Source organism: Fibrobacter sp. UWR3, from assembly GCF_900143055.1.
Taxonomy (GTDB): domain Bacteria; phylum Fibrobacterota; class Fibrobacteria; order Fibrobacterales; family Fibrobacteraceae; genus Fibrobacter.
Genome location: NZ_FRCW01000003.1, coordinates 271,204 through 291,053, shown reverse-complemented (window position 1 = coordinate 291,053; position 19,850 = coordinate 271,204). Strand labels below are relative to the sequence as shown.

21 protein-coding genes and 1 pseudogene are annotated in these 19,850 nt (G+C 43.7%); 18 read left to right on the top strand and 4 right to left on the bottom strand.

The window, feature by feature from the left end; translation table 11 throughout:
- Window positions 1–167: 167 nt before the first annotated feature.
- The 6 genes from BUA44_RS05300 (at window position 168) to BUA44_RS05270 (ending at window position 5,663) form a co-directional block, all read left to right on the top strand.
- Window positions 168–482: a BrnT family toxin gene (locus BUA44_RS05300; RefSeq protein WP_072809404.1), complete on the top strand. Its 315-nt coding sequence runs from the start codon at window positions 168–170 to the stop codon at window positions 480–482.
- The gene (locus BUA44_RS05295) at window positions 479–694 is read left to right on the top strand and encodes a CopG family antitoxin (RefSeq protein WP_072809402.1); all 216 of its coding nucleotides are present in this window, start codon (window positions 479–481) and stop codon (window positions 692–694) included. Before BUA44_RS05300 ends, BUA44_RS05295 begins: the two co-directional genes overlap by 4 nt.
- Before the next feature lie 185 nt (window positions 695–879).
- Window positions 880–1,296, top strand: a complete 417-nt coding sequence (locus BUA44_RS05290; RefSeq protein ID WP_072809399.1) for a hypothetical protein — start codon at window positions 880–882, stop codon at window positions 1,294–1,296.
- Between the two features lie 264 nt (window positions 1,297–1,560).
- Window positions 1,561–3,216, top strand: coding sequence for an RNA-binding domain-containing protein (locus tag BUA44_RS05285; protein ID WP_072809397.1), 1,656 nt, complete (start codon window positions 1,561–1,563; stop codon window positions 3,214–3,216).
- Window positions 3,217–3,675: 459 nt separating this feature from the next.
- A complete protein-coding gene (locus BUA44_RS16070) occupies window positions 3,676–4,161 on the top strand; it encodes a type IV pilin protein (protein WP_072809391.1) in 486 nt (161 codons plus the stop codon).
- Between the two features lie 62 nt (window positions 4,162–4,223).
- Entirely contained in the window at window positions 4,224–5,663 is a 1,440-nt protein-coding gene (locus BUA44_RS05270) for a sulfatase-like hydrolase/transferase (protein WP_072809389.1), read from the top strand.
- 59 nt (window positions 5,664–5,722) lie between these two features.
- Here BUA44_RS05270 and BUA44_RS05265 read toward each other — a convergent pair whose 3' ends face one another.
- Window positions 5,723–6,064 carry a hypothetical protein gene (locus tag BUA44_RS05265; protein WP_143151873.1) on the bottom strand — a complete coding sequence of 114 codons (342 nt, stop codon included), beginning with the start codon at window positions 6,062–6,064 and terminating at the stop codon, window positions 5,723–5,725.
- 97 nt (window positions 6,065–6,161) lie between these two features.
- Here BUA44_RS05265 and BUA44_RS05260 point away from each other — a divergent pair, with 97 nt between their 5' ends.
- The 5 genes from BUA44_RS05260 to BUA44_RS05240 are packed head-to-tail and all read left to right on the top strand — an operon-like array spanning window position 6,162 to window position 11,841.
- Window positions 6,162–7,835: a hypothetical protein gene (locus BUA44_RS05260; RefSeq protein ID WP_072809384.1), complete on the top strand. Its 1,674-nt coding sequence runs from the start codon at window positions 6,162–6,164 to the stop codon at window positions 7,833–7,835.
- Window positions 7,832–8,590, top strand: coding sequence for a hypothetical protein (locus BUA44_RS05255; RefSeq protein ID WP_072809381.1), 759 nt, complete (start codon window positions 7,832–7,834; stop codon window positions 8,588–8,590). Before BUA44_RS05260 ends, BUA44_RS05255 begins: the two co-directional genes overlap by 4 nt.
- A gap of 7 nt (window positions 8,591–8,597) precedes the next feature.
- On the top strand, window positions 8,598–10,298 hold the full coding sequence (locus BUA44_RS05250) for a hypothetical protein (protein WP_143151872.1): 1,701 nt from the start codon (window positions 8,598–8,600) through the stop codon (window positions 10,296–10,298).
- Window positions 10,295–11,479 (top strand): alkaline phosphatase family protein, encoded by a 1,185-nt coding sequence (locus tag BUA44_RS05245; protein ID WP_072809376.1) that lies wholly within the window; start codon window positions 10,295–10,297, stop codon window positions 11,477–11,479. Before BUA44_RS05250 ends, BUA44_RS05245 begins: the two co-directional genes overlap by 4 nt.
- 32 nt (window positions 11,480–11,511) lie before the next feature.
- Window positions 11,512–11,841, top strand: coding sequence for a hypothetical protein (locus BUA44_RS05240; protein WP_072809374.1), 330 nt, complete (start codon window positions 11,512–11,514; stop codon window positions 11,839–11,841).
- A 153-nt stretch (window positions 11,842–11,994) separates the two neighbouring features.
- Here the strand turns inward: BUA44_RS05240 and BUA44_RS05235 are convergent, their stop codons facing one another.
- Window positions 11,995–12,336: a hypothetical protein gene (locus BUA44_RS05235; protein ID WP_072809371.1), complete on the bottom strand. Its 342-nt coding sequence runs from the start codon at window positions 12,334–12,336 to the stop codon at window positions 11,995–11,997.
- 23 nt (window positions 12,337–12,359) lie between these two features.
- Here BUA44_RS05235 and BUA44_RS05230 point away from each other — a divergent pair, with 23 nt between their 5' ends.
- From BUA44_RS05230 to BUA44_RS05205, 6 genes are all read left to right on the top strand, one after another.
- Window positions 12,360–13,262 (top strand): tyrosine-type recombinase/integrase, encoded by a 903-nt coding sequence (locus tag BUA44_RS05230; RefSeq protein WP_369806412.1) that lies wholly within the window; start codon window positions 12,360–12,362, stop codon window positions 13,260–13,262.
- A gap of 20 nt (window positions 13,263–13,282) precedes the next feature.
- A complete protein-coding gene (gene rffA / locus BUA44_RS05225) occupies window positions 13,283–14,419 on the top strand; it encodes a dTDP-4-amino-4,6-dideoxygalactose transaminase (protein WP_072809367.1) in 1,137 nt (378 codons plus the stop codon).
- A 24-nt stretch (window positions 14,420–14,443) separates the two neighbouring features.
- Window positions 14,444–15,637, top strand: coding sequence for an ATP-grasp domain-containing protein (locus tag BUA44_RS05220; RefSeq protein ID WP_072809364.1), 1,194 nt, complete (start codon window positions 14,444–14,446; stop codon window positions 15,635–15,637).
- 77 nt (window positions 15,638–15,714) lie between these two features.
- Window positions 15,715–16,854 (top strand): Gfo/Idh/MocA family protein, encoded by a 1,140-nt coding sequence (locus tag BUA44_RS05215; protein WP_072809361.1) that lies wholly within the window; start codon window positions 15,715–15,717, stop codon window positions 16,852–16,854.
- Window positions 16,855–17,772 carry a glycosyltransferase family 2 protein gene (locus BUA44_RS05210; protein ID WP_072809359.1) on the top strand — a complete coding sequence of 306 codons (918 nt, stop codon included), beginning with the start codon at window positions 16,855–16,857 and terminating at the stop codon, window positions 17,770–17,772.
- Window positions 17,773–17,774: 2 nt separating this feature from the next.
- The gene (locus BUA44_RS05205; RefSeq protein ID WP_072809358.1) at window positions 17,775–18,872 is read left to right on the top strand and encodes an FkbM family methyltransferase; all 1,098 of its coding nucleotides are present in this window, start codon (window positions 17,775–17,777) and stop codon (window positions 18,870–18,872) included.
- Between the two features lie 6 nt (window positions 18,873–18,878).
- Here BUA44_RS05205 and BUA44_RS05200 read toward each other — a convergent pair whose 3' ends face one another.
- Together BUA44_RS05200 and BUA44_RS05195 are read right to left on the bottom strand one after the other, a co-directional pair.
- The gene (locus tag BUA44_RS05200) at window positions 18,879–19,217 is read right to left on the bottom strand and encodes a hypothetical protein (protein ID WP_072809356.1); all 339 of its coding nucleotides are present in this window, start codon (window positions 19,215–19,217) and stop codon (window positions 18,879–18,881) included.
- Entirely contained in the window at window positions 19,214–19,549 is a 336-nt protein-coding gene (locus tag BUA44_RS05195) for an EamA family transporter (protein ID WP_072809352.1), read from the bottom strand. The genes BUA44_RS05200 and BUA44_RS05195 overlap by 4 nt, the downstream gene beginning before the upstream one ends.
- 93 nt (window positions 19,550–19,642) lie before the next feature.
- On the opposite strand from BUA44_RS05195, the pseudogene BUA44_RS05190 reads away from it, so the two are divergent.
- A pseudogene (locus BUA44_RS05190) lies at window positions 19,643–19,849 on the top strand (cell filamentation protein Fic); the annotation flags it as partial.
- Window position 19,850 lies beyond the last annotated feature (1 nt).

The following is a 19,850-nucleotide window of genomic DNA, read 5'->3' as shown; positions in this document are numbered from 1 at the left end:
TCGCCGCGAAATCGTTTTATAGTATAGATAGGGGTGTCTCTATTCGCCTTTGCGGGGGCGTTCCCGCAGAAAAAGGACTATAAAATGGAGCGTAAAGTTTTCCCACAAGAAAATGTTGCTTTCTGTGTGAAATATAATTATATTGTAATTATATCCAGGAGTTCTATATGCAGATAGAATTCATCTGGGACGAAAGAAAAAATGCAGCGAACCAAAGGAAACATGACATTTCGTTTGAAGAAGCCAAGACGTGTTTTGAAGATGAACATGCCAGGGTGTTTTTTGACGCAGAACATTCGGCACAAGAAGATCGGTCTATTCTTATTGGTTTGTCGACAAACTTAAGAACGCTGGTTGTTGTTTTTACTGAGCGCAGTGGCATTGACGCTGAACATATAATTCATCGTATAATAAGTGCCCGCAGGGCTACGAAAAAGGAATTTCAGTACTATTGGAATGAACGGAAAGGAGACGAATTATGAAAAAGGAATATGACTTCGCGAAGATGAGGGCTGTGAAGAACCCTTATGCCAAGATTCTCAAGAAGCAGATTACGATTAGACTTAACTTGTCTGCAATCGAATACTTTAAGAATATGGCAAAGGAATTGGGAATCCCGTACCAGGTTCTGATAGACTCATATTTGACGGATTGTGCTGTTTCGAAGCGTCGGTTGAACCTGAAGTGGCAATAAAGGCGCCTTTCAAATGACAAAACCGTGAAATTGGGAAAGCGAACAATGATTTAGATGGGACGGCTCAGACACCCAAAGTGTTGCTATTGCGCATAATGCAATAATCGGATATATTTAGAATAGGCTGGGCGAAGCCCTAAAAGTTAAACAAGGAAAAGTATATTATCAGCAAGGACTGCGATTAGATGACACGGAAAACCCTTGTCGAAGAGGATATGGGAAGCCTCGAAGGCGGGATCTGGCTGGTAAAGCTTATCGAGCTCGTAAAAGAACGAAAGTCGTTTGAGGAGGAATCCCTGATGTACGGCTATGAAGGCGCGGACAAGGAAGAAATCTGGACGTGCATGGAGTTCTTTTACCAGAACCTGTATAACCAGGCCTTCGGCGACTTCATATGGCACGACGACGATGACGAGTGGGAAAATTACAACTTTACCTTGAAATATCGTGACCTGTATTCGGAAGTGAATATAGTCTACGGCATAGGCTCGTTCTGCGTCATAAAGCCGGTAGACCGGCCGGACGGCAGGGCCGGCAAGGTATTTGACCTGGAACGTATTGCCTTATTGGCTACCGGCGAGGTAATTTATAACGATGACTAGAATATCAGAATAATTACCTGGTTTGACAGTGCTTTTGTTGCGCAAGAAGTTTGCCAACAAAAAGCAATAGTTTGCCAAGTTGTTGCTTGATTTTGCCAACTGTTTTGTGAAGTATGGTGTGCGAACCGTCTCGTCCTTATTTGTGTAAACAAAATTTTCACGCCCTGTTTGGCTCATTTTCCCCGCGAAATCGTTTTATAGTATAGATGGGGGTGTCCCTGTCCGCCTTCGCGGGGGCGTTCCCGCCATAAAACGGAAAAATAAATGACATTTAGAGACCAAGAGCTAACAGAACTGCTGGATTCCTGTATAAAAACGTTTGCTATGGAAAACCGTTTCTTGGAGTTCAAGAGCAATCATGTGAGTCCTGAAGACTTGGGCAAGTACATTTCGGCACTTTCTAATGGTGCGTGTCTTGAACGGGAAGAGAATGGCTATTTGTTCTTCGGTGTGGACGACAATTCTTATGAAGTTGTTGGAACGTCATTTGATATTGCGACTGCCAAGAAAGGAAATCAACACCTTGAACTTTATCTTCGCGTGAATATTACTCCGAAGATTAACTTTCAGGTAGAACGCTTTTTTTACAAGGGAAATGAAAAATCCCCCGTATCCGTCTTTATTATTCCCGCTGCGTCCGAGCAACCGACTTGCTTTCAGAATGTCCCCTATATTAGGGTAAATAGTTCAACAACTAACTTGCGTGATTATCATGACTGGATGCGTACCATCTACAATTCTAGGTTGGATTGGAGTAAGGAAATCATTCCCGAGGCAGCATTATGCGATCTTGATCCTGTGGCGATTAAAAGGGCTCGTTTGGGCTTTGTTGAGCGTTATCCCGACAAAAAGGAATACATAGATTCTTTAAGTGACGCTGCGTTTTTGGATAAGGCGAAAATAACCATTGACGGGAAAATTACGAGAACTACCTTACTGTTGTTGGGGAGGGAGGAGTCATCTCATTATCTAAATCATATCTCCCAGATAGTTTGGCGATTGAATTCGGGGGACGAACAGGCGGGTGACATTTTTTCTATCCCGTTTCTCCTCTCTACTGACCATGTGTTGGCGAAAATTCGCAACTACAGATTTAAGATTTATCCAAGCAAAAGCTTAATTCCTGCAGAAGTCTGGAAGTACGATACCAAGACAATATTGGAAGCGCTGCATAATTGCATTGCTCATCAAGATTATCGTGCAAATTCAAGAGTTGTTGTTACCGAGGAGAAAGACAGCCTTTGTTTCGAAAATGCCGGTTCATTCTTTGAAGGTCGCTTTGAAGACTACATTCGCGGGCAGCGGACGCCTGCTTGTTACAGAAATCCGTTCCTTGTTCAGGCAATGGTCAATTTGAAGATGATTGACACGCAGGGTTATGGCATACATTCAATGTTTCTTAGCCAACGTAATCGCTGTTTACCTATGCCTGATTACGAGAGCACAAATGATAAAGTTGTGCTGCGTATTCCGGGAACGATAATCGACGAAGACTACAGCAAAATGCTTTTGGAGAATACTTCCGTTGGCTTGGATGAGGCCGTATTACTTGATGCTCTCCAGAAGAAAAGGGCATTGTCGGAAGAAGCAATTAGGTTGTTGAAAAAGAATGGCCTTGTCGAAGGCCGCGGAAAGAATATCTTCATATCGAAATATGTTGCTTTGGCGACTAGCCAGGAAATGGAACATTCGCAAGCGAAAGGGCTGAGCAACACGAATTACCGAAATATTATCGTGGATTATCTGAAGGATTATGGCGAATTGAGCAAGTCCCAAATTTTCGCAATGCTGCAACAACATTTGCCGGCAAACCTTGATGAACGTCAGAAAAAGAGTAAGATTGAGAACCTGCTTTCTAGTCTCAGAATGGCGGGACGAATTAGGTATAACGCGTCTAAGAAATGGGTCTTATCGAAATGAAAACCTCTTAATTTTAAGAGGTTTGTCGAAAATTTAAGAGGTTTTAAGCTTTTTTTTTAAGAGAAAATTGCCGAATTTACTTCAAAAACGGCATTTAGACCTCTTAAATTTCTTTTGTCATCCCCGCGAAGGCGGGGATCTCCCCTCCAAATGACATTTCCGTGACAAAAGGGGTGTGATATATTCCACATTGGAATAAAAAAATTCGGCGGAAGTCCCCTTTTTTGCGAAAAAAATCTATAATTGTAAGCATCCGAAACACCCCTAAAACGGCGATTTTGGTCGAAAAAAGCAATTTTTGCGTCTGCTCCAGGTTGTTATGACACAAAAATGACAAAAGTTTGACAAAACTATTGCTTTTCCGAAAAAAATTGTGTATATTAGGGAAGTAAACGAGTCGAACGCTCAATTCCGGGCCAGGACTCAAACAAGTGTGTCACAAACAACAAGGAGTACACTATGAAGAAACAAGGTTTTACCCTCATTGAATTGATGGTCGTGATTGTGATCATGGGCATCCTCGCCGCCGTCGCAGTTCCCAAGCTGTTCGGCATGATCGCCAAGTCCAAGGCCTCTGAAGTCGGCCCTGCAGCAGGAACCTACGTGAAGTTGCAGGATGCATACTTCTCCGAAAAGAACAAGTTTGGCGGCTGGGATATGATTGGTTATGCGGCACCGGGTGGATCTAAGGGCGCATCTAGCGAATCAAACAACTTTGAATATAACGCAGCCGAAGTTGACACAGACGAAGCAACTTCCACTGGTAATGCTATAGGTTGGAAGGCTAAGAATATTGCTAAGTTAAATGACTGTGATAGTGATTATCACTGGACCATCGCCTTGGGCGCGATCGGTAGTACGACAACGGTAAGTTCATACACGTCTGCTGTAGATGACACCGAATGCAAGGCTCTTACCCCGACCTTCGACCAGATTGGTAAGTAATCAAAGCCGAATAAACATCTTAAGGAACCCTGTTTCGCGGGGTTCCTTTTTTGTGATTATATATGTTTTTATTGTTCTTTGTCCCAATTGTAGCCGCATTTGCACCGTACCTAGCGTGCGAATTCTTTGATTCGCCCCTGCTACACGGTTTTTTCTCAGCAGAAGAATTCTTTCTATTGTTGGCATTTGCTCTGCCATCAAGAAATATCGTATGGAAAGTCATAATCACAGCCTTTATCTGTGGGTATTCTTTTTATGCAAATTCTGCGGAAGGCTTTGCAACAGCCGGCCTTTACCTGTTGACGTTTTGGGTTATCATATCAATTCCTAAGCAAAAAAAGTTTGTCCTACCGGCATTTACCGCTTTTTCTCTTTTATTCTTTGTGGTGGATTGTGAGAATTTCTTTTATTCGACTTTTGCGTTAAAGAATTCCGATGTATGGGGCTTGGCTAGGTTCTTTTGGTGGGGACCTCCTCTATTTGTCGTTATTCCATTGTTGATTACGGCGATTCAATACGCCTTTGCAAGAAAAAATCTTTGTGGCGGCAGAAGACTTGAATTGTCATATCCGGTGGCGATTGCCCTTGCTACCATTTCCATTTGTTTAGGCTATGGTTTCTCTTGCTTGCAACAACGTCAAAGCCTAATGGAATACCCTGCAAAAACATGGCTTTGGCAATACTTTAAACAAAATATCGTCGGAAAGAGTTCCTATTTACAAGAGGATATAAAACAGGTATTTCCGCAATGGGATAGCGCAGCATCTGTCATTGCAGATTACTCAAGACCGACTGTGATGATTCTTGTCGAAAGTTTCGGAGTAAACAAATCTGTTGCTTATGACAAAACGCTATTTTCCGCTTATGCGGATGCCGATCCAAGTTTTATGGGTTTGTATCACCGTCATTCGAATCATACACAGGGCGCGGAATGGGAAGATTTTGGTTCCATAAATGGAATAGCTAACGGAACACCAATTCCTGCGATGTTTAAAGAGAATGGATTGCAGACGTGGTACGTGCATGGTTTTTCTGGCGGATTTTACGACAGACGTGCTAATTATGCGAAATTTGGTTTCGAGCATCTTCTTTTTCGTGATGAGCTAACAGACAAAAGGTTGTCTACATGTAATTACGGATTTGTTGGTATATGCGATTCATCCTTGGTCATCTTTTTAGATTCCTTGCTTGGTGAAACTACGCCAAAATTCATATATTGGACAACACTAGATTCTCACCCGCCTTATGAATTGTCAACAATCCATGAGAAATCAGATAAGTGCACGGCTCTTGATTTGTCGGATATTGATTGCACGTTCTTTACACTGCAGGAGAATACCGCAAGATGGATTACATGGCTAGCACATCGTCATTCTGAATACACATTCATTATTCGCGGAGACCATCGTCCTATGGGTGCCTTAATGGACGCCGGCTTTGTACAGTCATTCTACTTTAAATGGGTTCCAATGATCGTGTTGAATGGGCACTCAAGAAATTAGAAATGGTTCCCACCAGCATTCGCCGATGAGAACCATTTCAATTAGTTTAACAAATTAGATTAGTTGCCAATCGACGTGAAGTTCGGGGTCAACGCAACACAGGCACCATCAGTATCATTTGTCATTTCAACAACGTAAGCATCCTTATCATTTGTTACAGTACCAGTTTTTACCTGCCAATGGAATGTGTCACCAGCACAGTCATTCAACTTGGCAATATTCTTTGCTTTCCAGCCAACTTGATCTGCGGCATTCGTTTCTGTGGTCAGACCCGTTCCATCATAAACAAAGTTTGTTGTGGTGGAGCTAGTCCCCGCATTGGAGCCCGGTCCAGAATAGCCAATCATTGTCCATGTTCCATACTTGACTTTCTCGGCAAAGTATGCCTGCTGCAACTTCACGTAGTATTATGCTACTATCGGATTCAAAGCTGTATGGCGAATGTTTAGTTTTGAAAAAATATTTTTAACTGATTGTTTAAAATATTATATTTCAATTATGCGAAGTGGTAAAGCCTTATTCTCAGCCCTAGGCTTAAATTTCATCTTTTTTCTTTTGTATCTCGCTTTTGGCGTGGTGCGACATGGTTCTCTTGATGACTACTTTATGTCCAGCGTCCTAACTGGAGCGTATGGCGCGGAATATGATGTGCACATGTACTTCGTTAATTCGGCTTATGGTTTTTTTCTAAAGCCGTTCTATCTGCTATTCCCTAAGATTGGGTGGTATTTTATTTTCGAATTAGCAGGAACTTTTGCCGCCTTTACTGTTTATACCTACGCACTAATCCAAAATCTGGGTAAGAAAATAGGTATTCCTGTGGCCGCGGTCTTGCTTGCCGCGCTGACCCCTGACTTCTACTTTCAGCTCAGTTTCACGCAATGTGCGACCGCCTATACTGCCGCCGGCATCTTACTTATTGCACTCGGCGATGCCAGTCAAAAAAAATTTCATATAATTCTAGGTGGGCTATTCTTAATTGCCGGCAGCGTAATGCGCTGGGAAGGTTTCTTATTAGGATTGCCGCTTCTTTGCATATTGCTCACCTCTAATATATTTGAACGGAAGGGTCTTTATAAAGGCTCGCTAATTATTTTATCTATAACATTTGTTGCGTTATTTGCTTTAAAGTATCATGATAAAAGTCTATATAGCCAAGGTGATTACAAGTATTATGCAGAATACCAGCCTGTGAGAGCTTTTTTTGGAGATGGGGCGTATTACGATTCAGAATCAACTTTCGATGAACTCGAAGAACGAGAAATGTCCGGAATTGATTATCAATTGGCCAAGAGTTGGGTGTTCTATGACACAGAAATTCTAAGTGAGGGCGAATTACAGAAGATTATCGATGTCGCAAAACGGAATTTGTACTATCCGAATTGGTCTAGAATGCCGTTTGCTTTCCTTATGGCGATTTCTTCGGCACTCACTCGCACAAACGGATGGTGTTGGGTGATATTCTGCATTTTGCTTATTGCAATCCGCGACAAGAAAGCGAATTTATACCCATGGGCATCGCTATGCATCGTCGCTGCGTCCTTGAGCTACCTTCTTTTGGTAAATCGACTAGTATATCATGTAGAGACCGGGGTGTGGCTTTATGCTATTGTCGGCACAATTCCGTTCCTTACAAAAGATGGTCTTTTTCAAAATGAGTTCGTAGCGAAACATAAAAATATTTTTCCTTTTGCAGTCATCCTGTTCGCCATTTTATTTTCCGCCTTGGCTATTTCGTCGCAGTCGTTAAAAACAAAATGGAATATCATTGAAACTCGAGAAATGACTCGGGATTGGAGGGAATTCGTAGATTATGTACAGCAACATCCTGACGATGTTTTTTTGCTTTCTTTTGAACGATATAAGCAGTTGGGTACGCTGAAAGATAAGCCGTATTGGTCCATAAAGCCAGGAAGTTGGCAAAATATCTTTTCGTTAGGGTATTGGAACATTCATTTGCCGGCAATGAAGAAAGAGCTTACCAAGAGGGGCGTAACAAACCCGATTAAAGATATTATTAATCCTAATGTCTATCTTGTTGAAGATTCCCCCTATCCGATACTTCCTGACTTTTATCAGAGACATTATCGTAGGACTTTGTCCACGGACACTATAGCGACATTTGGTGAAATATATGTAATCAAATATTCCGTTGTTGGGGATAGACAATGAAAAAGTGGCAAAAAATAAACATAGCTTGCTTTCTTTTCCTTGCTTTATTTTCAAGCGTTCTTTTTTATATTGCGGGAAAGACCAGCATGTCTACCGTTTTCGAAAAACCCTGGCACCTGCAACCATCGGTCCACGAAGATTCCCTCACCCAGATGTATAAGGACAAATACACAATTTTCGATAAACGGCGGCTTCACCTACAAATAGGAGATTCTTCTCAAACAAAAGTGATAATCTTGGTGGATGCCTGGGGGGTCCCAATACAGGAAAATCTTCTAGCAGAAGAATTCGCGGTATTTGCGGACATTCCACATACGTTCGCACTTCATCGCCGACTCGCGAACAGAACGAAGCACGCTGAAAAAACGGAGTACCGAGAAACTCCGCATCCGAACTTATATTTGTTTGGCGGCGATTCAACGGAATACGAGCGGAGAGAGTATATTCGTGAAATTGGTTTTAGTTACGCTCAGTTCTGTCAAAGGTGTGCAGACAGCGTGATGCTTGTAAAGATCGATTCATTACTGTTGACTGATTCTCTAAAAACAATTGCATGGACTACGCAGAGTTCTCGGACTGGTGATAGGGATAGTTTGCACCATTCTCTCCAACTAATCGCAGATTTTGCCCAAAAACATCCTGAAGCGTCTATTATTGTCCAAGGAACACATCGGCCTACTCTTGGTACGCCAGAAACAAGGCGTTCCTATAAGGCGCATTGGGTTCCTGTTGCGATTCTAAATAATTGTGAATAGGGCTTTTATGATTAACAAAAAATTTATTCTTATTTCTTTTCTCATCAACCTTTATTTTTTAGGGCTATGCATTGCTTTTGGCGATTTACGCTTTGATGCCATAGATGATATATTTATGTCCGGAATTCTCTCTGGCATATATGGCGAAGGCTACAATGTTCACCTGACATTTGTAAATGCGCTGTATGGCTATTGCTTGCTGCCATTGTATCATCTGTTTCCCAAAATAAATTGGTATTACATTGGCGAAATGGCTTCGGTCTTTGTTTCATTAACCATTGTTGGTTATATCGTTGTTAATAAGGTTGGTGAAAAATGGGGGGCGATTCTAACGGTCGTTATTGTCGCCTTATGTGCAAGTGATTTTTATCTTGCCATTCAGTTTACAAAGTGTGCAGCGATGCTCTCTGCGACAGGGATGCTTGCTTTTATTTACGGGCTAGAAAAAAAAGCGACTGAAGTCCCTACCAAAAATTGGATTACGCTTTTAATCCTTGGTGTACTATTGTTATGGTGGGGTTCGTGGATGCGTTGGGAAGCTTTTCTGATGGGAATGCCGTTTTTTGCAGCGGCTTTATTATTGTTGGTCAAAAAACTATGGAATGTTAAATTAACTGTAATTGTTGCTTTGGCGATTGTGTTTGTAGGAGCTTATGGGTTCCAATTTTTCAACAAAAGCTTGTACCAAGCTCCCGATTATAAGAAATATATGGAATTCCAAGGGCCTCGTGCCCTTTTGGGGGATGGCCTCTTTTACAACCAACAGGCTGTTGATGAAGATCTTGATGAAATTTCATATTCGGGGCAAGCCTTACCTATGTTAACGCATTGGCTCTTCTACGATACCGAAGTCTTTGCGCCCGACAGCCTCCGAATTATAACAAACCTGATTGCAAAATATAAAAATGAGATGTTCATTCGTCCACAATTGGCAAACGTTTTAGGGACTTTGCCGAATTCTGCCAAATACCCCGTCTTTATCATATGGCTTTTATTATGTTTCGCCTTGTTCGCGTTCAAATCACCCCAAAGTCTATGGTCGTGGCTGTCCTTGCTCATAGTATGTGCAATGATTGCGTATTTATTGTACTTGCAACGTCTTGTTTATCGTGTTGAAGTTGGATTGTGGTTGTATGCGGCCCTTTTAACAATACCCTTTTTAAAGGAACGTTTCCAAATACATAAAAGTATTTCTATAGGTTTTGTTTGCGTTGTTGCAATTATCACTTTGTGTTCATACGCAATTTCGGGCCCCACCGTTCGACATGTGAGATCGGGTGAAATAGTCCCCATTCATCACGAACATACGGACACTGTGGATTACAAAGGACTTTTTGCCTTTATGGATTCTGTCCCGGATTCTACAGTATTCGTCATGGAAATGAATTCGTACATGAGCATGTCTAGGCAGAAGGTTCCACCATATTTGACGGAACCGCAGGGAAGTTGGGAACAGGTGATATCTTTTGGCTTTTGGACACCCTATTTCCCTGATGTAGAAAAGGCTATCCACAAGCGAGGCGTCACAAACCCCATGAAAGATGTTGTACTAGATAATGTTTTTGTTGTAGATGTACCAACATTGGGAAATTTCTTGGAACAGCATTATTATAATAAAGTCAAAGTAGATACGGTCCATAATTTTAACGGAATGGTTGTTTATAAGTATTCTCTGGTCAATGATTCTTTAACGGAGACAGGGAAATGAAAAGAATTCTTTATCCGTTGATTGCTACGGCCTTAATAACGGTTCTCCCGTTTTTGAGTACCTTTGAAAAGGGACAAGATATTGTCCGGGGCTTGTTCGATTTTTGCGTTCTTGCCTTGTTGCTCCTGTTTATGCTAGTAAGAGACAGGACGACCTTTGCTCGTAAACCGTTGATGGGTTGCGTATTTGCAGTTTTGTTTTTGGTGGCTGTAGCGGATTTGCAGAATATACTTTCGTATAAGGGCTGGAACATCGGTTGGCGAATAGTCATTCCTTTAATCACGTGTTCTGTTGCCATTGTTCTTTTGAAACCGATAAAAGCATTTAGTTTACGAGGTGTCAGCTTCTTTTTATTCGCTGCGCTAATGTCACATTGCTATCTGAACCAGTTTTTCCCAAGCCAGCCGATATTTGAGTTTCCTGTCGCAAAATGGCTGGCAAGAACAACGACAAGCCCAGAATGGGCTCGCAATCATTTGACAGATGAATTTAGAGAAAAAAATAACGCAACTGATTCTGTATCTATTACACGCTATTATGTAGATACGACCCGTAGCAATGTGGTTATACTTGTTGAATCCTGGGGGATTCCGATGGATTCTAATATGTTTGCAAAAGAATTAGCCGTATTTAACGGTTTGGTGAAGGAGCGCGGAATCCACTTTAGAATGTCCAGCCGTACCCGCACGGCGGAACGAACAGACCTACTGGATTCGGCATGGCGTTCGCAAGGGCGAAGAGATTCTCTTTATACGCCCAACCGTTTTGCTAAGTTGGGCTATCAGACTTCGTTCTTCTTTGGTGGTGACTCCACAATACAATGGAGATACCATTATATTAGACGTATCGGTTTTCAACAGGAGTTTTGGACTGATACTACAACGAGTGATGCCGTAATGGCTTTAAAGATTGACTCGCTGCTAGGCTCGACGGATAACGTAAGGCATTTTATCGCTTGGACTACGCGTGATACTCGGTTCCCTATTAGTGATAATGCGGAAGAAACAGAAAAACTCTATTACGAACGCTTGTTTGCAACTATGCAAATAGTGGCCGATTTGGCAAAAAAACACCCCAATGTGCGATTTGTGGTGCAGGGGGATCACGAACCGATTCTGTCGCCCTTGGAGTTCCAGCGGAAATTCTATCGTCGTTGGGTACCTTTTGTGGTGCTAAACTAATTTTTCTAATTGGAGAAAACGTCGCAACCTACGTGAAGTTGCAGGCTGCCTATGCCTCTGAAAAGAGCATGTATGGTGGTTGGAAACTCATCGGCTACAGCGGCCCGGGAGAAAACGCGACTGACGAGGCTTCTTCTCAGACAACGAACTTCGTTTATGCTGGCGCCTTGACTTATGACACTGAAAGCAACGAAGCCCTTGAAAATGCCTGGTCGGCAACAAATAGGTCTAAGCTGAACGATTGCGAAGGTGGCCAGAACTGGCATATTGCACATATTGCGATTACTACCGGTACGGATAGCTATAACGCAACAACCGAGTGCCCTGAATTGACGCCTAATTTCAATGCTATTGGTAAGTAGTTTTTGCAAACGAAATGAAAGAAGCCATTCCCTTTGGGGATGGCTTTTTTTGATTGTTTGCAAAGAGAATCTTTAATGAATAACGCGTTATCACCATTATCAAAAGAGACCCGAGAAAAATCTCAGGTCTCTTTCTTTTATTTCAAAGAAAAATTACGATTTGCCAATCTGATCGAAGTTCGGAGTCAAGGACTTGCAATCCGCATCAGTCGGGAGTGCCTGCGAGTACTTTGACGTGTTACCGGCAGCATTCTGGACAACGCCAATCTTCCATACACTAGATGCCGGGCAGTCATTCAACGCGGCCTTGCTAGTAACAGTCCACGCATCCGCTTCCGTCGCATTGGTTTCGGTTGCATAGTCAATATGTCCGGCATAGGTAAAGTTGGTGGAAGCATAGGAGTTAGAGCTCCCCGCACCCGGAGCTACATAACCGATAACGCCCCATCCGCCATACATGCTTTTTTCCGAATAGAAAGCATCCTGCAACTTCACGTAGGTTCCTGCTAATTCTCCGGATGAGGAAACTCTGCTTCGTTTATATTTACGAACTTTTCACATCATTTCTTTTAAAAGGAATACCTATGCTTTTTTGCGACGCTGCAGTACAATATCTAGAAAAGGACAAACTCAACCTATCGCCATATACAGTCCGGACGTATTACTGGAACTTGAAGAAAATCTCTGACTTTAGACCCGGTCTTGAATGCTCGGATTTAAGTCCGGATGTTATCCAGGAGTTCAAGTGTTATATGCAACAGCTCGGAAATAAACCCGCAACTATAAATAAGGCACTCTCTGTTTTTCGGATATTTACGAATAAACTTGCTATTGATAACCTTGTTGAAAGTAATCCGTTCGATAAGGTGAAAATCGGTCGGGCCTATACACGGCGTGGTTTCTTGACGATGCGCGAATTAAAAAGTCTATATCTCAATTATATAGATCGGGAAAAAGTGCTTACTAAAACGGAATCTGATTCCATGCGGGTGTTCTTGTTCGCCTGCTTTACCGGGTTGCGCTATAACGATCTTCGTTCGTTAGACGCAAACGAAATCTTTGACTGGAAAATCCGTAAGCAAATGCACAAGACGGGCGACCCCGTGTATATCCCCATTCCGCTGCAGGCTCGACTGCTGTTGCCAGAGAAACTAACAAGCGGCCCGGTGTTTCGTGTTGTGGAAAACTCTTATTTCAACCGGACTCTCCGCAGCGCAGCAAAGAAACTTGGCTACTGCAAGAGAATTCATTGTCATTTGGCCCGGCACACATTTGCGACTACTTGCATTTCGCTTGGCATTCCTCTGCCCGCAACAAGTAAACTGCTTGGGCACAGGAATCTGGAAACGACCTTGATTTACGCAAAGTATGTGGATACTTTTTTGGATAAAGAGATGAAGAAGTTTAGAAAATTGGGGTGATATTTGTTTATATTTCAAACATGCAAAAGATTCCTTTTAACAAGCCTCCCTTTGTAGGGATGGAATTCGATTATGTGAAACAGGCCGTGGAGAGCGGTCGCATCTGTGGTGACGGAACGTTCAACCTCCTGTGCCACAAGTGGCTTGAGGAACATACTGGGACGGCGAAGGCTCTCCTGACTACTAGTTGCACGCATGCGTTGGAAATGTCTGCCCGTCTCTGCAATATCGCTCCCGGTGATGAGGTGATTATGCCCTCGTTCACGTTCGTGAGCACGGCCGATGCGTTTGTGTCGCAGGGTGCCAAGTGCGTGTTCGTGGATATCCGCCCCGACACGATGAACCTAGACGAAAAACTTATCGAAGACGCGATTACCGAAAAGACAAAGGCAATTGTGCCGGTCCACTATGCGGGGGTCGCCTGCGAGATGGATGCAATAAATGAAATTGCTAAACGCCATAATTTGTTCGTAGTTGAAGATGCCGCCCAGGGAATGATGGCTACATACAAAGGCCGCGCGCTAGGCTCGTTGGGTGACTTTGGTTGTTACAGCTATCACGAAACCAAGAACTACAGCATGGGCGAAGGCGGAGCGCTGCTCATTAACGATCCTAAGTACAACGACCGTGCGGAGATCATTCGTGAGAAAGGCACGAACCGCTGCCAGTTCCATCGCGGCGAAGTCGATAAATACACATGGGTGGAACTTGGCTCGAGCTATTTGCCGAGCGAATTGAACGCGGCTTATCTTTACGCTGAACTGGAATGTGCCGACATCATCAATGATGCACGTATGGCGAGCTGGAACGCCTATCGTGAAAGGCTCGCGCTCCTTGCCGAAAAGGGCTTGGTCGAGTTGCCGTACATTCCGGAACATTGTACGCACAACGCCCACATGTTTTACTTGAAAGTAGAAGACCTAGCGACGCGAACGGCGCTCTTGAAGCACTTGACCTACAACGGAATCCTTGCGGTATTCCACTATGTGCCGTTGCATTCGTCGCCCGCAGGCATGCGCTTCGGCCGGTTCCATGGCGAAGATAAGTACACTACTAATGAAAGTAACCGTCTGCTTCGTTTGCCCATGTTCTACGGGCTGAAACCGGAAGAAATCGAGTATATCTGCGGGAAGGTGTTTGAATTCTTTGGCGGTTAACTAGCGTGAGTCTTGTTTATTAAAATGAGTCAAATTAATAGAAAAAAACTTCTCTTGTTGGGAGGGTCTCACGCTGAGATTCCGCTAATCAAAGCTGCGCAAGATCTTGGTTGGTATGTGATTACCACAGGAAATAATCGCGATGGACTTGGACATTCGTTTGCAGACAAGACAGTATTTGCTGATTTTAGCGACAAAAATGCGATGCTTGAACTCGCTCGTAATGAAGCTGTTCAGGCAGTGTGTTCTGGATGCAATGATTTTGCCTTGCTTTCGACGGTTTATGTTTGTGAAAAAATGGGCTTGCAGGGACATGATTCTTATGCAACATCCCTTGAAATTCACCATAAGGATAGGTACCGTGCATTGGCAACCCGTTTGAACATTCCTACGCCACAGGCGAAAGTGGTACGAAATGATCTGGAATTTGAAGATGCTATTGCGATGCTGAAGTTCCCGATTATTGTTAAGCCGGTTGACTTGACGGGAGGCAAAGGAATTCACCGAGCAGAGAATGCAGACGAAGCACGCGAAGCCTACAGAGATGCTGTGGGTCGCACTAGAGAGGATCATGTTGTTGTAGAAGAATTTATTCAGGGGACGAATCATGGATTCTCTGCTATGCTGGTGAATGGCAAAGTCGCGTTTGCTTTTGCTGATAACGAACAGTATTTTCTAAACAAATACATGGTAAGTGGTGCGAATACCCCAACGACCACATCTGATGCTGGATTAAAAAAACTTCGTGACTATAGTGAACGAATTGCGAAAGAATTGAGTCTAGTTGATGGCATTCTGCATATTCAGTATATAGAGAAATTCGACGGAACGCCTGTTATCATTGAAATTTGCCGGCGTCCGCCTGGAGATTTGTACATCAAGTTTGTGAAGTACGCTACTGGTGTTGACTATCCGAAGTTTATCGTGATGGCGGAAACGGGAGAAGATATTTCTGATATAGTAGATGTCCCTACGCAGGGATATTGGCTGCGCCATTGCGTTATGCCGACTTGCGAGGGTGTGGTTCGTGATGTTGTTTTTGCTCCTGAAATTGAATCGAATATCGTCGAGAAGTTCTTGTGGTTCAAACCGAGTGATGTTATCGCGGACAAGCTCTTGTACAAGGCGGGAATAGTCTTCTTTAAGTTCAATTCGCTTGTCGAAATGCAGGAAAAAACGGGGCGAATGACCGATTTGGCTAGAATTATTGTAGAATAGCCCTTATTCCAATTCAAAATAGTGCTTTTCTGGGCCAAAACTGCCCCGATACATTAAAATAACCTATATTCAGAAATATGAATAAGGAACCATACCAAATCGCGTTTATTGGCGGCGGAATTAATTCTGCTATTGGGGAAGTCCACAAGGCTGCGAGCCAGATGGACGGACACTTTGAACTGGTGGCGGGTGCATTTAGCACCCATGCAGAAACAAATCGTGAGACGGCCCGCACTTGGGGCGTTGCAGACGGACGCACCTATGCAAACTACCATGATTTGCTAAATGCCGAAAAAGGCAAACTTGATGCTGTGGTTGTGCTTGCGCCGACAGATCTGCACAAGGATATTGTTATTGACGCATTAAAGGCGGGCTTCCCTGTTGTTTGCGAAAAGTCTCTTGCCACAAGCGTTGCCGAAGGCGAGGCGATCGCGAAGGTTGTTGCGGAAACTAAGGGCTTCTTCTGCACAACGTACAACTACACCGGTTATCCGATGATTCGTGAACTCAAGCAGATCATTGCTGACGGTAAACTTGGTAAAATCCAACAGGTGCAAGTTGAAATGCCTCAAGAAGGTTTCATGCGCTTGGGTGCGCATAACGAACCGCCTAAACCGCAGAGCTGGCGACTGAAAGAAACGGTGATTCCGAAGATTTCGTTAGACTTGGGTAGCCATCTGCACAACATGATCTACTTCTTGACTGGCGAACGCCCTGAACATATTGTGGCGGACCAGACTACGTTTGGACTCTTCCCGCAGATTGTTGATAATGTGGGGGCTCTTGTTCAGTATACGAATAATGTTCGAGCACAAATCTGGTTTAGCAAGACTGCTCTTGGCAACCGAAACGGGTTGCGCATTCGTGTGTATGGTAGCGAAGGCAGTGCCGAATGGTTCCAGCTGGAGCCTGAAACTCTTAAGACCTGCGATTTGCGGGGCAACGTAAGCCTGCGTGACCGCACTGGCGATGTGAAGATTGCAAACCAGCAACGGTACAACCGCTTTAAGGCGGGACACCCGGCTGGCTTTATTGAGGCCTTTGCGAACTACTATAAGGACATTGCTGATTGTCTTGGACAGTATTTTGCTACAGGAAGTTTCACTAGCCAATATGTGTGCGGCATTCACACTTCGCTTGAAGGTCTAGCCATGATGCAGGCCGCGGCAAAATCGGCTCAGAGCAACAAGTGGGAATCTGTTCATCAGGATTTTTAAATGAAACTCTCTTTTGTAATTCCCTGCTACCGAAGTGAGAATACAATCGGTACCGTGGTGCAAGAAATTCGCGATACCATCGCGACGCGCTCTGGTACAGACTACGAAATTGTCTTGGTGAACGACTGTAGCCCAGATAATGTGTGGCAAGTTATCAAGCAACTTGCAGCCGAAGATTGCCATATCAAGGGCATTTGCCTAGCAAAAAATTTTGGTCAGCATAGCGCTTTGATGGCTGGATATGGGCAAACTACCGGAGATTACGTCATTAGTCTTGATGACGATGGTCAGACACCAGCGAATGAGTGCTTTAAGCTTGTCGATAAGCTAGAAGAAGGCTTTGATGTGGTATATGCTTGCCACGTTAAATCTACGCAAAAGGTGTATCGGCGGTTCGGCTCTTTTATAAACCGCAAAATGGCAGAGTCTCTTATTGGCCAACCGCAAAATTTACGTGCTTCAAGTTTTTTTATTGCACGAAAATTTGTAATTGATCAAATTACGCAGTACCAAAATTCATTCCCTTATATAGGCGGTCTAATTTTCAGAACCACCAAAAAGATTGGTAGTGTGGAGATCCAACACCGAAAGCGAATCTTGGGTGAATCCAATTATACGCTGATGTCCTTGCTTTCGCTATGGATAAATGGCTTTACCGCTTTTTCTGTAAAGCCGCTTCGATTGGCAACGTATATTGGTGTTTTATGTGCGGTTCTTGGCCTTGGTTCCGGTATATATATCGTTATTCAAAAAATAATGATGCCAGAGATGCTTATGGGCTATGCGTCCATTATGTCAACGATGCTCTTTTTGGGCGGTATGATTATGCTTATTCTTGGGCTGATTGGCGAGTATATAGGCCGCATTTACATTTGCATCAATCAGGCTCCACAGTATGTTATTCGTGAAAAGGTTTGAAGATGGAAAAACAAAGTTTTCTGCGTAATATAAAAATGGACCATGTAATCCTTGAAGACTATGCCAAGGAGATAAAAGCATGTGATTCAAATGTCATTCTGTATGGAGCTGGCTGCTGGGCGAAGCAGCAGTATCGGATGTTGCAGGAATTTGGCGTTAACGTAAATGCGGTAGGCTTTGATTCTGCCTATTACAAGCCAGGAATGAAGTTCTTTGATAAAGATATTCAACCAATTGAAGGACTTGTAAAAGTAATTCCAAATCCTGTGTTGTGGGTGGGGTTTAATTTAGATAAGAAATCGTATGGATCTTTGCGGAAGGAGCTTGCTGTACGATTTGGTGTTGAAAAAATTTATGCCTGCGATTGCGCGAAATACGAAAATTTTGCTATGCAAAATTACAAGTATAATGATGTCGTTGCACATGCTGAAGATTTTCAATGGCTATACGACCGGTTAGAGGAGGGTAAGTCAAGAGAAACGTTTTTGTCGTATTTAAATCAACGCGTTTCTGGTGATTATGGTTGGGCTGAAAATCTTTATGACCCCAATCATTATTTTGCAGAGGATGTCGTTAAACTAGAAAATGAGATCTTCGTTGATTGTGGTGCATTTACGGGCGATACCATACAGGAATTACTCGCCAAATCGAGACCGCAAAAGGTTTTTGCCTTTGAACCGGATGAGAAAAATTATCAGACTCTAGTAAAGAACTTTGCTGGCAATAACGACATTGTGTGCTTAAAACTGGGCGCATTTAGCAAAAAGACGACGCTCTCATTTGCTGGTGGAAATGCAGATGCAAGCAAGATTGTTGATGATGGCGCGATTCAAATTGAAGTAGATTCCATTGACAATGTGCTTAATGGTGAGAAGGCGACATTTATCAAGATGGATATTGAAGGCGCAGAACTAGATGCACTGAAGGGTGCGCAAAATACAATAAGAAATTATCATCCCAAGTTGGCAATTTCTGCCTATCATAAGTTTGAAGACTTGTTCACGTTGCCTCAGTATATTTATTCGTTAGACAATAGTTACAGGTTCTATCTGCGCCGCCACTCACACTTGACGCATGAACTAGTGCTGTATTGTTTGTAGAGAGCCTCACTCCCAAAAGAACACGACGACGCCCGCTAAGATAAGCGCGATTGCCGCAACTTTGCGCAGGTTGATTTTTTCCTTGAAACAGACGAATGCCAGGGCCGGCACGAACAGGTAACTGGCCGCCTCGATGGTGCCGAGTTCCTTGAGCAGCACGCCCTGGCTCAGCACATACACGTTCGATACCAGCGAGAACACCATCAGTGAGTATCCGCCGATAACCCACGGATTCAGGTATTCCCTGACGATGGACTTGTGCGGCGTGATGGCGGCTTTTTTCAGGAGCATCTGGGCCACCGCCGCGACAAAGACATTGAATAGTGCGAGCGCGTAGAACATCATGGCCTCGCATACAGCGTGATGCCGCAGATGATGATTGCCGCCCCGACTATGTTCGTCGTGGTGATGGCCTCGCCAAACACAAAGTGCGCGAGCATTAGCCCGAACACCACGCCCGTGCCCTTGAACATGTAGGCCAGGCTCACGTCCATACGCTTGATAATCTGCTGCCACAGCACCGCGTAGATGCCCAGCACGCCCACCGTGCAGGCAAGGAACGCGATGTACCCCAGCGAGAGGAACTCCCGCTGCGACGCAAGCTTCGAGAACACCCCCGACGTGGTGTAAATGAAGAACGTGCCAATCAGGGCGATGTATTTAAGGACCGTGAGCATCTGGTGGGGAATATAGAATTTGCCGGAAAAAAAATCCCCAAATACTCATGAAAAGACTTGACAGAGCCATAAAAGTAGTGTACATTTGTGTATATGGATGAGATTTTGCTTTACAAAACCGATAATGCAGAGGTGAAGGTTGAAATCCTTTTGCAGAATGAGAATCTTTGGCTGACTCAGGCGAAGATGGCGGACCTGTTCGACGTGCAAAAAGCGGCCATTTCAAAGCACCTGAAGAACATCTTTGCCGAGGGGGAACTCCAAGAAAATTCAGTTGTTTCCAAAATGGAAACAACTGCAC